The 15,099-nt window shown below is 39.6% G+C and carries 15 protein-coding genes; 8 read left to right on the top strand and 7 right to left on the bottom strand.

Annotation, left to right across the window (positions count from 1 at the left end):
• Window positions 1-44: 44 nt before the first annotated feature.
• Complete coding sequence (locus MHI20_RS15550; RefSeq protein ID WP_017366920.1) at window positions 45-1,190, top strand: GAF domain-containing sensor histidine kinase; 1,146 nt, start codon at window positions 45-47, stop codon at window positions 1,188-1,190.
• Window positions 1,187-1,837 carry a response regulator gene (locus MHI20_RS15545; RefSeq protein ID WP_007497084.1) on the top strand — a complete coding sequence of 217 codons (651 nt, stop codon included), beginning with the start codon at window positions 1,187-1,189 and terminating at the stop codon, window positions 1,835-1,837. The genes MHI20_RS15550 and MHI20_RS15545 overlap by 4 nt, the downstream gene beginning before the upstream one ends.
• Before the next feature lie 162 nt (window positions 1,838-1,999).
• Here MHI20_RS15545 and MHI20_RS15540 read toward each other — a convergent pair whose 3' ends face one another.
• The gene (locus MHI20_RS15540; protein WP_008349000.1) at window positions 2,000-2,248 is read right to left on the bottom strand and encodes a YhdB family protein; all 249 of its coding nucleotides are present in this window, start codon (window positions 2,246-2,248) and stop codon (window positions 2,000-2,002) included.
• A gap of 128 nt (window positions 2,249-2,376) precedes the next feature.
• Here MHI20_RS15540 and MHI20_RS15535 point away from each other — a divergent pair, with 128 nt between their 5' ends.
• Window positions 2,377-2,760 (top strand): YqzG/YhdC family protein, encoded by a 384-nt coding sequence (locus MHI20_RS15535; RefSeq protein ID WP_159145547.1) that lies wholly within the window; start codon window positions 2,377-2,379, stop codon window positions 2,758-2,760.
• A 45-nt stretch (window positions 2,761-2,805) separates the two neighbouring features.
• Here the strand turns inward: MHI20_RS15535 and MHI20_RS15530 are convergent, their stop codons facing one another.
• Together MHI20_RS15530 and MHI20_RS15525 are read right to left on the bottom strand one after the other, a co-directional pair.
• Window positions 2,806-4,281 carry a catalase gene (locus tag MHI20_RS15530; protein WP_041091807.1) on the bottom strand — a complete coding sequence of 492 codons (1,476 nt, stop codon included), beginning with the start codon at window positions 4,279-4,281 and terminating at the stop codon, window positions 2,806-2,808.
• A gap of 160 nt (window positions 4,282-4,441) precedes the next feature.
• Window positions 4,442-4,873: an Rrf2 family transcriptional regulator gene (locus MHI20_RS15525; protein ID WP_041507532.1), complete on the bottom strand. Its 432-nt coding sequence runs from the start codon at window positions 4,871-4,873 to the stop codon at window positions 4,442-4,444.
• A gap of 183 nt (window positions 4,874-5,056) precedes the next feature.
• On the opposite strand from MHI20_RS15525, the gene MHI20_RS15520 reads away from it, so the two are divergent.
• Window positions 5,057-6,256: a globin domain-containing protein gene (locus MHI20_RS15520; RefSeq protein ID WP_340939609.1), complete on the top strand. Its 1,200-nt coding sequence runs from the start codon at window positions 5,057-5,059 to the stop codon at window positions 6,254-6,256.
• Window positions 6,257-6,323: 67 nt separating this feature from the next.
• Window positions 6,324-7,748 (top strand): SpoVR family protein, encoded by a 1,425-nt coding sequence (locus MHI20_RS15515; protein ID WP_007497093.1) that lies wholly within the window; start codon window positions 6,324-6,326, stop codon window positions 7,746-7,748.
• Window positions 7,749-7,798: 50 nt separating this feature from the next.
• Here MHI20_RS15515 and MHI20_RS15510 read toward each other — a convergent pair whose 3' ends face one another.
• Window positions 7,799-9,163, bottom strand: a complete 1,365-nt coding sequence (locus MHI20_RS15510; protein ID WP_041507529.1) for an alkaline phosphatase — start codon at window positions 9,161-9,163, stop codon at window positions 7,799-7,801.
• 354 nt (window positions 9,164-9,517) lie between these two features.
• Between MHI20_RS15510 and MHI20_RS15505 the strand changes: the two genes are divergently transcribed.
• Both MHI20_RS15505 and MHI20_RS15500 read left to right on the top strand, forming a co-directional pair.
• Entirely contained in the window at window positions 9,518-10,348 is an 831-nt protein-coding gene (locus MHI20_RS15505) for a C40 family peptidase (RefSeq protein ID WP_007497097.1), read from the top strand.
• Window positions 10,349-10,805: 457 nt separating this feature from the next.
• A complete protein-coding gene (locus MHI20_RS15500) occupies window positions 10,806-12,206 on the top strand; it encodes an amino acid permease (RefSeq protein WP_340939601.1) in 1,401 nt (466 codons plus the stop codon).
• A gap of 44 nt (window positions 12,207-12,250) precedes the next feature.
• Here MHI20_RS15500 and MHI20_RS15495 read toward each other — a convergent pair whose 3' ends face one another.
• From MHI20_RS15495 to MHI20_RS15485, 3 genes are read right to left on the bottom strand one after another with little or no spacing between them, the layout of a single operon-like run.
• Entirely contained in the window at window positions 12,251-12,541 is a 291-nt protein-coding gene (locus MHI20_RS15495) for a hypothetical protein (RefSeq protein WP_008348984.1), read from the bottom strand.
• The gene (locus MHI20_RS15490) at window positions 12,529-13,587 is read right to left on the bottom strand and encodes an anti-sigma factor (RefSeq protein ID WP_024719964.1); all 1,059 of its coding nucleotides are present in this window, start codon (window positions 13,585-13,587) and stop codon (window positions 12,529-12,531) included. The genes MHI20_RS15495 and MHI20_RS15490 overlap by 13 nt, the downstream gene beginning before the upstream one ends.
• Window positions 13,580-14,071: a sigma-70 family RNA polymerase sigma factor gene (locus tag MHI20_RS15485; RefSeq protein ID WP_008348979.1), complete on the bottom strand. Its 492-nt coding sequence runs from the start codon at window positions 14,069-14,071 to the stop codon at window positions 13,580-13,582. The genes MHI20_RS15490 and MHI20_RS15485 overlap by 8 nt, the downstream gene beginning before the upstream one ends.
• A gap of 385 nt (window positions 14,072-14,456) precedes the next feature.
• Between MHI20_RS15485 and MHI20_RS15480 the strand changes: the two genes are divergently transcribed.
• A complete protein-coding gene (locus MHI20_RS15480; RefSeq protein WP_017360344.1) occupies window positions 14,457-15,059 on the top strand; it encodes a lysophospholipid acyltransferase family protein in 603 nt (200 codons plus the stop codon).
• The last annotated feature ends 40 nt before the right edge of the window (window positions 15,060-15,099 follow it).

The following is a 15,099-nucleotide window of genomic DNA, read 5'->3' as shown; positions in this document are numbered from 1 at the left end:
CAACATATTGATAAGAGAGGCAGTAAAAGCCGGGGGTACACACGATGGGAGATTACCAAGAAAAAGTCAAAACATTAAAAACGTTAAAAGAAATTGCTGAAAAGCTAAATGAAGGGATGGAAATGAAGGAAACGCTTCATGAAGTGCTTCATATGCTTATGGAAGTGACAGGCTTTCAAACAGCATGGATTTATTTTATAGAAGAAGACGGATCGTATGAACTAATGGCAGAAGTATGCTTACCTGAAGCGCTGGCAAAGGATCGAAAGCAATTGATGTGTCAAAACGATTGCTATTGCATCAACCGCTACACGAAAGGCTCACTGCAATCAGCTACCAATATCATCAATTGTAAACGGATTGAAACGGCGATTGAGCAAAAGCTTGGAGATACAGAAGGAATTACCCATCATGCAACCGTTCCGCTCCAAGCATGTAAGCGTACGTTTGGCTTATTAAATGTGGCGGCAAAAGGGAAGGTCACATTTACACAGGAGGAGCTGAATCTGCTTGAAAGTATTGCACTGCAAATTGGTACGGCTATTCAGCGCATGAAGCTTGTGCAAAATGAGCAGCAGCATGCACTTTTAGAAGAACGAAACCGGCTTGCGCAGGATTTACATGATTCTGTGAATCAAATGCTGTTTTCCGTGAGTTTGACTGCAAAGGCAGCGCGTCAAATGACCAGTGATCAACATTTAGGGGAAATGATTGATTTTATTCAGCATTTATCACAAGATGCCCTCATTGAAATGCGTTCACTCATCTGGCAGTTAAGACCAAAAGGACTTGAAAAAGGATTTACGACAGCGATTGAAGAGTATGCACAGCTTTTAGGTCTAAATTGTTCATTGTCTTTATCAGGCTGTATGGAAATAGATCATTCAAAGCACGAAACCTTATTTCGCGTATGCCAAGAAGCTCTAAATAATTGCCAAAAGCATGCGGGCGTTGAGAAAGTAGAGGTCAAACTGGAGCAATCAGGAGATACGTTTGGTATGAAAATCATCGATCAGGGAAAGGGATTTCAGTATGATGAACAAATGAGTCTTCCTTCATTTGGGCTGAAAGGGATGGCTGACCGTATCCGAAGAGCAGGAGGTACATTTTGCATCAATTCTGAGCTAGGGAAGGGAACGACGATTGATGTGAAAGTACCATTTTCTCAAGAAAGGAAGGGATTGTCATGAGGGTAGTCATTGCAGATGATCATCACATTGTCCGAAAAGGACTGGTCTTTTTCTTGCAAACCCAGCCAGATGTGGACATCGTTGGTGAAGCATCCAATGGAGAAGAGGCACTACAGGTAGTGAGGCAGACAAAGCCTGACATTGTCTTGATGGATCTTTCTATGCCTGTAATGAATGGGATTGAGGCGACAAAGCAAATGACGCTGGATATGCCGGATGTCCGCATTGTCATTTTGACAAGCTATGCAGATAAGGACTATGTGATCCCTGCTATCCAAGCGGGAGCAAAGGCTTATCAGCTCAAAGATGTCGCACCTGAAAAGCTTCTCACGACAATGATTGAGGTGCAAAATGGTACGTACCAGCTAGATGGTCATATTACAGCGTTTCTTGTCCAGCATCTAACTGAACCTAAAGAGCAAAAATGGGCCCTGATGAACGAGTTGACCAATAGGGAACGTGATGTTTTATTTGAGATTGCGAAAGGGAAAAGTAACAAAGAAATTGCCTCATCGCTTTTTATTTCTGAAAAGACTGTGAAAACTCACGTGTCTCATGTGTTATCAAAGTTAGAGCTGGCAGATCGAACTCAGGCCGCTCTATATGCGGTAGATTATCAAAAAAATCAGCCGAAAGAGCTGTTGTAAACAGTCATGGTGGACATTCCAAAAGACTTCATGAGTATTTCTCATGAAGTCTTTTCTTCTTTATGAAAGGCGTTAGTTTAAGGCTGAAAAGAAAACAAAGAGCTAAAAAAAAGTTCATTCTAGCCCTATGTCAACAATCTGAAAGAAAATCAGCCTTTTCCTTTATGTGTACATCGGTTCAGCATATGCTTCAGCAACGGCAGCCTCTGAAGCATGGTCGATATACTGCAGGAGTCCGTATAAACATTTTTCAACATCTGCATCGTTCCGGTTAAATTGATACGCATGTAAGAAATGCTCAATACGTTTCGAGAGCAAATCATCTTGCGTACGGACCATAAGAATAAGTAAATTATCCCATTGCGAGCGATGCGTATAATAAAGTGCCTTATCATAATCTGCCACATTCATTAAACCTTCTCCTTTCCCTTGAGAAGTCTTACTTAGTTTGCTCGGATCAGATCGACTTTTTCAGGGGAAAAGTTGGTGTCTGCATAAACAGGGTACCGGGAATTATAGGCTGAATAAATGCTTGATGTATGAAAAAGAACCAACCAGCAAAACCTAAACAAAATAGACATGAAAGTGAGAATATTGATATTATGCACCCGAAATTATGGATGCTTTTTGCAGCAGGAATTGTTTTATTCGGCAGTCTCATGGTTCATCTATCTTCACAAGCAGCTGTGCAGCCGGCAGAGAATTGGGAAAGACTTGCGTATACTGCCTTGCAAGATGAATATGAAGGCGCCGCTTTAAACGATTATCATTACATTGGACGTACACAAGTGAATGAAGATCAAACAAAAGATGTGTTTCGTGTGACCGTGAAGGAAGGCTCCACACGATTTGCAGCACATGCAGAAATTTATTTTCATCCGGTGACGGGTCATTTGATTAGTATTAACGTGTTTCGGTTATAAAAAAGCACCTCTTTTAAAAAGAGGTGCTCCAGCTGAAAAGAAGATCTATTTCATGCTTCCTTGAAGATATGAACGAATATCCACACCAAGTGAATCCGCTAAACGCTGTCCATAATCTTCATCTGCACGATAGAAGTTGCAGATCGCAAGTAATTTCGTTTTTTCATTTACGTCTTTCAAGTCAGCTGTCAGGTTTTTGATCAATGCTTGTTTCTCTTCTTCAGAGTAGCTTCGATATTTTTCTCCAGCTTGTTTGAAATCGTTTGGTTTTTCGATTTTTTGTCTCACCATACGGTCACCGTGAAGAACCGGTTCACTTTCTTTGTAGTGAGGGTTTTCTTTTGGCTGATCGTCATAACGGTTTGGTTCATAGTTAATATGACCGCTTGGACGAGTTGTAGTCATAAAGCCATCCTGTTGGTTATTGTGAACAGGCGCATAAGGACAGTTCACTGGGATGCGCATGTAGTTTGCACCTAGGCGGTGACGCTGCGTGTCAGGATAAGAGAACAGACGACCTTGAAGCAGTTTGTCTTCAGATGCTTCAATTCCTGGTACTAGGGCACTTGGCGTGAAAGCAGCTTGCTCTGTTTCAGCAAAGAAATTTTCTGGATTGCGGTTCAGTGTCATGCGGCCCACTTTTTGCAGCGGATAATCTTCCTCGCTCCATGTCTTCGTCGGATCACATGGATCATAATCTAGTTCATCATAATCACTGAGCGGCATAAGCTGAACGTAAAGATCCCATGCTGGATAATTTCCTTTTTCAATACGATCATACAAGTCTCTTGTCGCATGCTGGAAGTCGTTTGCTTGAATTTCTGCAGCTTCTTCCATCGATAAATTGCGAATGCCTTCTGATGGTCTCCAGTGGTATTTCACATATTTTGTTTCTCCGTATTTGTTTACCCATCTAAACGTATGAACACCAGAACCGCGCATTTCAGCGTAGTTCGCAGGAATACCTTCGTCAGAGAAGAGCCATGTGAGCATGTGAGTAGATTCAGGTGTTAACGTCATAAAATCCCAATAACGGTCAGGATCTTGAATGTTGGTTACAGGATCTGGCTTGAGAGAGTGAACCATATCAGGGAATTTAAGTGCATCACGAATGAAGAAGATCGGCAAGTTGTTCCCAACTAGATCATAGTTGCCTTCTTCTGTATAAAATTTGACAGCGAAGCCGCGAGGGTCACGTAATGTTTCAGGCGAACCTTTAGGGTGAATAACCGTTGAGAAACGGACAAAAACGTCTGTTTGTTTTCCTTCTTCACTTAAGAAGGCTGCTCTTGTATGTTTCTCCATGCTATTTTCTACTTCAAATACACCATAAGCGCCGGCGCCTCTTGCATGAACGACACGCTCTGGAATACGTTCACGGTCAAAGTGTGCAAGTTTTTCAATCAAATGGTAATCATCAAGAAATGAAGGCCCCCTGTGACCAGCAGTTCTTGAGTTTTGATTATCGCCAACTGGCACGCCTTGATTCGTTGTCAAATTTTTATGATTAGAATTTGTCATTCTTTTTCTCCTCCTGTAAACAAAAAATGGTTTCTAGCAATCTATATACCCTAATTATATTGAATCAAACATGATAGTCAATATTTATTTATAATAATTTTAAATAAATTATTATTACAAGGAGGTAAAGAAAAAGACGAAAGAAATAAATTCTTTCGCCTTAGAGCAGAAGCTCTCTTAGAGCATCTTTGTTTTGTGTTAAATCATTTAATGTGTATTGGTCAAGAACGCGTAAATAAGCAGTGAGTGCTTCATGAAGTACGTGCTTTAATGAACAAATCGGGGAGATAATACAGCTGTTTTTCTTCGGATCAAAGCATTCAACCATGACTAAATCATCCTCTGTATAGCGGACAACCTCACCAATATTAATGCTTTCTGGGCTTTTCCCCAGCCTAATCCCACCATTTCTTCCGCGGATCGTTTCTACATAACCACGTTTTCCTAGATGGTAAATTACCTTTGTCAGGTGATTTTTCGAAATGCCATAAATATCGGCAATCTGCTGAATATTTGACAGTTCATTGTTTTCTCTCGAAGCTAAATAAATGAGTACCCTTAATGAGAAATCTGTATAATTCGTAAGTTTCATTTGGACGACCTCTAAACCTAATAGAGTTTTGTATCATCGTAACACATTTTAGACAAAAACTGTTCGAGAAAGTGCTAAATGTGACAACATTTAAAACATGTATTATAAATATTGCTTTTATACGTTGTCTTCCATTACGATAAAGATGTATTTAAAATACATCTTTTGAAAGAAGGAATAACGATGTTATCCACAGATCAAATGAATGCCATTAAACAATCAGCCCCTCTTCTAAAAGCTGAGGGAACAAAACTTGTGACAGTTTTTTATCAAAATATGATTAGACAGCATCCAGAGCTACTCAATCAGTTTAATAAAACAAATCTCATGAATGGAAGCCAGCCAGAGGCGCTTGCCGCAACACTCTATCAAGCTGCACTGCACATTGACCGCTTGGCAGACTTGCTTCCTGCTGTGAAACAAATTGCCCATAAGCATGTCAGTGTCATGGTGAAAAAAGAGCAGTACCCAATCGTCGGATATCACCTTCTTGAAGCAATGAAAGAGGTATTTGGGTTATCAGAGGAAGATGACACATTGTTGGCTTGGAAGGCTGCATATGACATCATTGCGAATATATTCATCACCATTGAGGCAGAAATGATGGCTGAAAATGTGAAACAAACTGGTGGATGGGCAGATGTCAAACCGTTTATTGTGAAGAAAAAGAAACAAGAATCTCCATCACTCATTTCCTTTTATTTAGTACCAGAGGATGAATCTGAGCTACCAATGTATGAAGCTGGTCAATACATTACGGTGCAGGTAGATATGCCGGGTGAAGCCTATGTATGCAGCAGACAATACAGTTTATCAGATCAATATCACCCATCTTACTATCGCATCACAGTGAAACGAGATGGGCATGTCTCCACATTCCTGCATGATGAAATGAGAGAAGGCGATGTTCTTCACGTCAGTATGCCGCAGGGAATGTTTTGCTTGCGAGATGACACAAAAGAACCCGTTTATTTGATTAGTGCCGGTTCTGGTGTCACACCAATGATTGGTTTAGTGAAAACAGCATCGCATAACAATCAGCCATTCACGATGATTCATGCAGACAGACTAGAGGATGTAACCGCTTTTGAACAAGAGTATGAACACGTTCTCACTTCATCTCCAGAGGGGCGTATTATCCTTTGTAACGAACAATTTGAAAAGAGTGTAAAGAGTGAGCTGGTTGAGAAGGTGGCTACGCGGATTGACCGACCTTTCCTTCAATCAGTCATTAGTGAAGGAAAAGGCCAATTTTATGTTTGCGGTTCCCCAGTATTTACACAGGAGATGATCCTTATTCTAAAAGCGTTGGACATTCCGGAAGAGAATATCCATTTTGAAGCGTTCGGCGGGCAGTCCATGAAAGAGATGGAAGTCGTCTAAACAACTGGCTGAACATCATGTTTTATTAGGTACGCTCATATAGTAGGGATAAGTCCGATGAGGAGGGATGGTTTCCTTGAGCGTATCTGAAAAGCGTCTTTTACAACGAGCCATTGATGAAATTACAGAAATTGCAGAAGGATTTGGTCTGGATTTTTATCCGATGAGGTATGAAATCTGTCCCGCGGAGATTATTTATACATTCGGTGCATATGGCATGCCAACACGATTTAGCCACTGGAGCTTTGGAAAGCAATTTCACAAAATGAAGCTTCATTATGATTTAGGATTAAGCAAAATTTATGAGCTGGTGATTAATTCAAATCCTTGCTATGCCTTTCTCCTTGATAACAATTCGCTTGTTCAAAATAAACTAATTGTGGCTCATGTCTTGGCACACTGCGATTTCTTTAAAAACAACTGCCGTTTCCAAAACACAAAACGAGATATGGTGGAAAGTATGTCAGCGGCAGCAGAGCGAATTAAAGAATATGAACATATCCACGGTACAAAAGAAGTCGAGTCCTTTTTAGATGCTGTATTGGCATTGCAGGAGCATATTGATCCGTCGCTTGTTCGTTCAAAATTAAGCTGGAATCTCGACGATGAAGATGAATATGAAGAGGACAAACCAAAACGTCAAACGCCATATGATGATTTGTGGGGAATGGATGAACCGAAAACACGTGAGAAAAAGAAAACGATCAAGCAATTCCCCCCAAAGCCAGAAAAAGATATTTTGCTCTTTATCGAGGCACACTCCCGGGAGCTAGAGCCTTGGCAGCGGGATGTGCTGACGATGCTGAGAGAGGAAATGCTCTATTTTTGGCCACAGCTAGAAACGAAAATCATGAATGAAGGCTGGGCATCGTATTGGCACCAGCGGATTATGCGTGAACTTGATTTAGATTCAAGTGAATCGATTGAATTTGCCAAATTAAATGCAGGTGTCGTGCAGCCATCTAAGACAGGAATCAATCCTTACTATTTAGGGCTGAAGATTTTTGAAGATATTGAAGAGCGCTACGATCATCCATGCGAGGAATTAAAAAAAGCAGGAGTGACGGAAGGGTCCGGTCGCAGCAAAATGTTTGAAGTGCGAGAAATTGAATCAGACATTTCTTTTATTCGAAATTACTTAACGAAAGACCTTGTGATGAGGGAAGATTTGTACTTGTTTCAAAAGCAGGGGAGAGACTATAAAGTCATTGATAAAGAATGGAAGGCAGTCCGTGATCAGCTAGTCAGCATGAGGGTCAATGGCGGCTTTCCGTATTTGACAGTCATCGATGGCGACTATTTAAAAAACAATGAACTCTATATTAAACATTGGTATGAAGGCATTGAGCTCGATCTCAAATACTTAGAAAAGGTGCTTCCATATTTGTATCAGCTATGGGGAAGAAGTGTGCATATCGAGTCAGTTCTTGAAGGAAAAGAAGTGATGTTTTCATACGATGGAAAAGGGGTTCATAGGAAGTATCTCACTTAATGATCAAAAAAGATGTCTACGACTAGACATCTTTTTTTGTGATTAGCACTTTATTGGTTTTTCAGCAGTTTGAAAATGTGTTTCGCTTGATCTGTATTTTCCATGAGCCCTTTTAGCTGTTCGCTTGTTGGCCCATAAGCATAAAATGGTACTTCATCCCCTGTATGACCCGATGTGGTCCAGCCTGTATGAGACCTCGTATTGATGACCTTTTCGATGGCATCATCAATTTGAACAGGATCTTTTGTTTCAGCTGCTTTTTGAATAGAGGCGATTTCCTCTTTTGTGAAATCAAGGTCGATGTATTGTTTGAGCGCAGTCTCGACCGTCATACCCCCAACAATTTTGTTTGCAATGAAATCAGGTGTCTTTTTTGCTGCTTTGACAGGCTGATAATCCCAGCTGCCCGAGCCGTCTGCCCCGAAGGAAAGGCCGCCAGTTGAATGATCTGCTGTCGTGATGACTAACGTGTTTTTATCCTTTTTTGCGAAACGAATGGCTTCTTCAAATGCTTTTTCAAAATCTTTCATCTCACTCATCGCACTGACAATATCGTGGTCATGTCCAGCCCAGTCAATTTGACTGCCTTCAACCATGAGGAAAAATCCTTTTTTGTTTTTAGACAGCTGTTTGATGGCTGAGGATGTCATGTCTTGCAAGGAAGGGGTCGTTTTATCACGATCAATTGCTTTATCGAGACCACCGTCAGCAAAAATGCCTAACAATTTTTGCTGTTTGTTTTTTTGTAAGTCCGCTTTATTGGTTACGTAACGATAGCCTGCTTTTTGAAATTCTTTCGTCAAATCACGATCTTTGCGGACAAAATCGATCAGTCCTCCGCCAAGCATGACATCGACTGTATGCTGTTTGCCAATTTTCTCATCGAAGAAATCATCAGCAATGGCTGCTGTGTTTTTTCTAGAAACATCGTGAGCGGCATACGCAGCAGGTGTCGCATTGGTTAATTCAGATGTGACGACAAGACCAGTAGACTTTCCTTTGCGTTTTGCTTCTTCCAATACTGTTTTTAGTTTTTTGCCATTTTTGTTTACACCAATGGCGTTGTTGTATGTCTTTTGACCAGTTGCCATGGCTGTCCCAGCTGCTGCTGAATCAGTAATGTTACTTTTAGAATCATCAGGGTATGTTTTATGCATGCCAGTGAGGTAAGGGTCAAACGCTGTTTGCTTGGAAAGATCACCGTTGTGTTTAAATGAGCGGTAAGTTGAAAGGTAAGGTGTTCCCATGCCATCTCCAATGAGCACGATCACATTTTGTACGTCATTTTTTGGTTTCTTTTTAGCCTCAGCTTTGTCAGCCTGTCCAAATTCAATTCCTGAAAAAATACCAATCGATAACACTGATGCGGCTGCGATTGCAGCTATTTTCGTTTTCGAGCTTTTCAACACACTCATTCATTTTGCCTCCTCATTGTTTATGTATCGCTCTCACGTTTACAATGGTAGAGCAGAAGTGTGGATTCCAAATGACAGCACCGTAAAGTTCACTTTAAAATTGTAAAGGTCCACTTTACATAGAATGAACCAAAAAGAGAAATGAATGTATGATTTATCTATGACAAGATGCATTTGTTTTGTCATGATTGTGTAATAAAAATGAAATAAAAAGAACCCTAAAAAAAAATATTTTTTGCCGAATTAATAAGCATAATGTCGTAGGAAGTCAAGACTATTTCTTCTGGTATTCGATCCTTATAATAGAAAGTAGATAAAAATTCGGATCACGATAGATACATACAGGAGGAACAAATGAAAAAACAATTGATCACAGCTGCAAGTGCAGTTCTACTTGGGACGACATTATTTGCCGGAGCTGCCTCAGCACAATCAGTAAAGGTTCAAAAAGGTGACTCTCTTTCTGTTCTAGCGAAAAAATACAAAACAACCGTGAGTAAGATTAAATCAGACAATAAACTGAAATCTAACACGATTTATGTTGGACAAACTTTAAAAGTGAATGGTACTTCTTCAAAAAAGGTAACGAAAACATCAAAAACAACAACAAAAGTAAAAGCGTCTTCAACGACAGCCACTCATAAAGTTGTCAAAGGTGATACTTTATCTAAAATCGGCAAAAAATATGGAATGACAGTGAAAGAGCTGAAATCGTTAAATAAACTCAAAACAGATCTGATTAAAATTGGACAAAAGCTGAAAGTGAAAAAGACATCCAAAGTGAAACCAACACCTGTCAAAGAAAAAACAGTTGCTACTTCTTCTTTAAATACGTCTAAACTCGTAGCAGATGCGAAAGCACAAAACGGTACACCATATAAATGGGGTGGAACGACACCGAAAGGCTTTGATTGCAGCGGTTTTATGTGGTATATCATTAACAAACAAACAAAGATTTCAAGACAAACGACTGAAGGTTTTTGGGGATCAATGAAAAGCGTCTCAACACCTAAAGTTGGAGATTTTGTCTTCTTTACAACCTATAAATCTGGCCCATCTCACATGGGTGTCTACCTTGGGAACAACAAGTTTATCCACGCTGCTTCTGATGGTGTGACGATCAGCGATATGACTTCAAGCTATTGGAAGCCAATTTACCTTGGCGCAAAGACATTTGTAAATTAATAATGGATCTTAAGAGACTGCTTACTAGGCAGTCTCTTTTTTTGTATATCGTTTGCGCAGCTAAAACAGTCCTTTATCATAGCTCTCTATGAGTCTAAAGGCTTTTAAATAAGCAAAAGTGAAGACAAGTTATCAAAAGAATAATTTTATTTTCACTTTATAAAAATTATATCAAAAAAAGTATAATTTTGTATGTTGTATAATAAATAGAAGAGGCCAAGCTATGATTTGAATAAAGATTGAAGAAAATCTACCATGAATATTGACAAGTATTTTGTTGATAAATAAGAATTTTCACTCTATTTTGAAAAAAAGTGTTTTCATTTTTTAATTTTCATATATAATAATTTTACGCCACCAATTTATTGCGCTAAATTAAATCTAAATATTCAGAAAATAAAGTGAATTACGAAGTGGTGGCGTCTTTAGACGGATACTAAGTTTTGGGAGTGATGGTATGAGCAATTCGTTGTTTAGGAAGAAGAGCATTTCAGAGCTTATTGCGGCAACACAAGGGGAAAAAGCGTTAAGAAAGGAATTAGGTTCATTTGACTTAACGATGCTTGGTATTGGAGCGATTATCGGTACAGGGATATTTGTTCTGACAGGTACAGGCGCCGTTACAGCAGGACCAGGACTTATTTTATCATTTGTGATTGCAGGTCTTGCATGTTTATTTGCGGCATTGTCATATGCGGAATTCGCTTCCACAGTGCCAGTATCAGGATCTGTTTATACATTTACGTACGCATCCATGGGAGAATTTTTAGCGTTTATCATTGGCTGGGATTTGATATTAGAATATATGCTAGCCGCTAGTGCCGTTTCAGCAGGCTGGTCAGGCTACTTTGTGTCGTTTTTAAAAGGGATAGGGATTCATATACCGGTTGAATTAACAGCAGCACCAGGTGGTTTAAAGGGTCAAGTGACATATTTTAATCTTCCTGCATTTATTATTTTAATGATCATCACCTTCTTGCTGTACTTCGGTATTAAAGAATCAAAACGAGTCAACAACATCATGGTCATTATGAAAATTGCGGTGATTCTGCTCTTTATTTTAGTCGCTGTGAAATATGTAAAACCTGAAAACTGGACACCATTCGTTCCTTTTGGAACTTCAGGCGTGTTAAGTGCAGCAGCTCTCGTATTCTTTGCATTTATCGGATTTGATGCAGTTGCTTCTGCGGCAGAGGAAACAAAAAATCCATCCCGCAACTTGCCAAGAGGAATCATCACTTCCTTATTGATTTGTACCATGTTGTATGTGGTAGTCAGTGCCATCATGACAGGCATTGTTCCATTTATGAACTTTGAGGGAGTATCCCATCCAGTGTCTCTTGTTTTACAAGTAGCCGGTCAAAATTGGGTGGCGGGTATTGTAGATGTTGGGGCGATTTTAGGGATGACCACGGTCATGCTTGTCATGCTGTACGGCCAAACACGTGTCATGTTTGCCATGTCTCGTGATGGCTTGGTACCAAAGGTTCTTTCAAAGGTTCATCCAAAACATAAAACACCTTATATCAATACTCTTTTCTTTGGGACATTGTCAGCATTAATGGGTGGATTCATTCCGCTTGATGAGTTGGCAAGTCTAGTGAACATCGGAACACTTTCAGCTTTCATTTTGATTTCAGTTGCTGTCATTGTCATGAGAAAAACACAGCCTGATTTACCGAGAGCATTCAGATGCCCCGCAGTGCCGCTCATTCCAATCTTGGCTATTCTATCTTGCGGACTGCTCATTTATAAGCTTGGCACCATCACATTTGTTCGTTTCTTAATCTGGCTTGCCATTGGACTTGTTGTCTATTTCTTATATTCAAGAAAGCACTCCGAATTAAACAAAAAATAAGAGTGTACAGAAAAAGCCAGTCAAGTATGACTGGCTTTTTAGTATTAAAAACCTAATTGAAGATCGACATCAATGGATACGATCGCATAGACACAAACGATGACAAAAATATTCAGAACGACGCCTAGGAAACCTGGTCCAGTGCGGCCTTTTTTAATGAACAGTTCAATCACACCGAATGGAACTGCGGCCATTGCAAAAGGAAGCATTTGAAACGAATAAAATGTCACATTGCTAATAATGGCGAGGTTCAGCATGAGCAGCGATAAAATAGCGGTGCCGACTGAAATCCAGCCAAACACATTATGCTCTTTAAAGATTCTTACCAATTCCATAATTCCACCTCGCTCACTTTGGCCGTTTTAATGCGTTTTGTCTTCACAAATTTCTCTATTTCTTTAGAAGGACCTGTGACAACAGAACCGTAAACCGTGACACCATTTTGATTGATGTAGCGTATTCGGTTAGAGAGGTCAAGTTCAGGTCTGCCAGAGATCGTTTTTGCCCAGGATGGATGCTGGTTGACATAGGCGAGGGCATCTTTGAACTGATCAACCTCTGTTTTTGATGTGTGCTGAAGCTCTTTTAAAAATTCAGAGTCTTTCCCGGGAAAACCGATTGGACGCTGATTTCCACTTAATGAATCTTCTGTTTTTATCGCATTCCAAAGCACTTTCATATCATATTTTTTAGCAAATGAATACACGTCTTTCGGTGTGTATGCTTTGTCATAGGATACATACACTTCACTCACTGTTCCTTCAGGCAGCTTGTCTAGAGTAGTGAGTGTTTGTTTTTTAGATGTATCTGCCTGAGACGAAGGGTGCGTAAAGAAATCCTCCGTATTACGTGCGCTGTCGCCATAATAAGAGATCGTAGGCTGCTTTAATTTATCGAAAAACATTTCGATTTGTTCACTGCCGATGGCTTCTGTTTTATTGCCAATTTGTTTTTGTAGCTTAAGTTCTGTGTTCATACCGAATAGTTTGACTTGCCCTTTTAAATCCTTCATATCAATGGCGACATTCGGTTTTGTTAGGGCGACTGTTACAGCGGCCGTTTCCATAAAATGATTGCCTTTACTGTCTGCTCCGCCAACGCCGTAGTATAGATAACTACCTAGTGTACAAAGCGGTAAAATAATCAGCGTAGATATGACAGCAAGCACAGAAATACGTAAATAGGACTTTCTTTTTCCGTATTGTAAAATGGCTTTTTGTTTTTCAGGACTGATGGAGAAGTCTGTCCAATCTGAGTCATTCAGTTCTTGGCTTAAGCGTTTTTCATTTTCTTCGAGCTCTTCTTCAAACGCCATCATTTCTTCTTCATTCATCTCGCCATTATTATATTGTTCCCATCGCTTATTAAACTCTTCATTCATCATTAACACCTCTGTTATATAGTGCTTTTAGGCGCTGCCTTGCACGAAATAAAACACTTTTAAAATTTGCTTCAGTAATATTCATGACCTTGGATGCTTCTTTGTAATTCAGCTCTTTTAAATAATACAATGTCAACGCTTCCTTGTAGTTATCTGGAAGCTGCTCCAAATACATGTTGAGGACTTCTTTTATTTCAATCTGTTCAGCGGGACTTTGTACAGACGTTTGTAAAAGGCCGCCAATGAGATCATCCGATATGGTCACTTCTTTTTTATGTTTCCTGACATAATCAATAAAAGCATTTCGTGCCACCTGAAATAACCAAGGTTTCACTTTGCTATGGTCGTAGGAATGAATATGTATATAAGCACGCATAAAGGTTTCCTGCAATAAGTCCTCTGCCAAATGTTTGTCTTTTGTCATGGAGAGCAGAAACCTGTAAACATCGTTCATATACATTTGATAAATTTCATCGATCGTCACTGATTTTTCTCCCCTCTATGTTATACACGCATAAGAAAGGCATAAAGTTGCACGAAACTTCTCATAGGCCGTACATTACTCATCTCTTTCACCGAATCAAAATCATTTCTCCTTATCATAGCGAAATTTGCATCATTTATAAAGTGTTTTCAATAGAACAAATCAGGAAAAAAACTCAAAAAACGACAATTTTGGACACATTTCTTCCTCTATTCTCTCCTAAAAACACATGCTTGAATACAGAAGAGCGGTCATCTTAAGTGAAAAGATGATTTTAGTGAACCGTCTCAATTTTATCAGCAGGAGAAAATTTTTAGTACCAGGTAATAAAAAATTTGTTATAATAGAAACAAATCCTTCATTCTTCAAACAAAGGAAGTGCACTATGTATAAATTTTCAGGCTATACCGTCAAAGCATTTTTTGCTCTCCGAGGCGGAATCAAAGTATATCAAAAAGAGAATCTGCCAACAGACCGGGGGTTTGTCATTGCTTGTACGCATGAGGGTTTTGTGGATGTTCTTGCATTAGGCGCAGGAATTCTTCCGTTTGAGATCCACTACATGGCGAAAAAAGAATTGTTTGCAAATAAATGGATCGGCGGATTTTTAAAGAAGATTCATGCTTTTCCAGTTGATCGAGAGAATCCTGGGCCAAGCAGTATTAAAACGCCCATTAAATTATTAAAAGAGGGGAAAATCGTTGGGATTTTTCCAAGCGGAACACGTACAACAGAAGATGTTCCTTTAAAAAGAGGGGCCGTTACGATTGCGCAGCTCGGCAAATCACCAATCGTTCCAGCAGCGTACAAAGGACCTTCTAATGCAAAAAGCCTTTTTAAGAAGGGGAAAATGCGCTTAATCATTGGTGAACCGATTGAGCTGTCTGAATTTGATCATCTGCCGCCAAAAGAAAGATTAGGTGCGATGACAGAAGTATTAAACACAAGAATCAAAGAACTTGAAGCTAAGTTAATCGAAAAGGGATAAAGAAAACGACCACTTGCTAAGGCAAGGGTCGTTTTTTTTC

Source organism: Bacillus sp. FSL K6-1106, assembly GCF_038005245.1.
Classification (GTDB): domain Bacteria; phylum Bacillota; class Bacilli; order Bacillales; family Bacillaceae; genus Bacillus; species Bacillus altitudinis.
The sequence above is the reverse complement of the archived record's forward strand: the minus strand, read 5'-3'. Positions and strand labels throughout refer to the sequence as shown.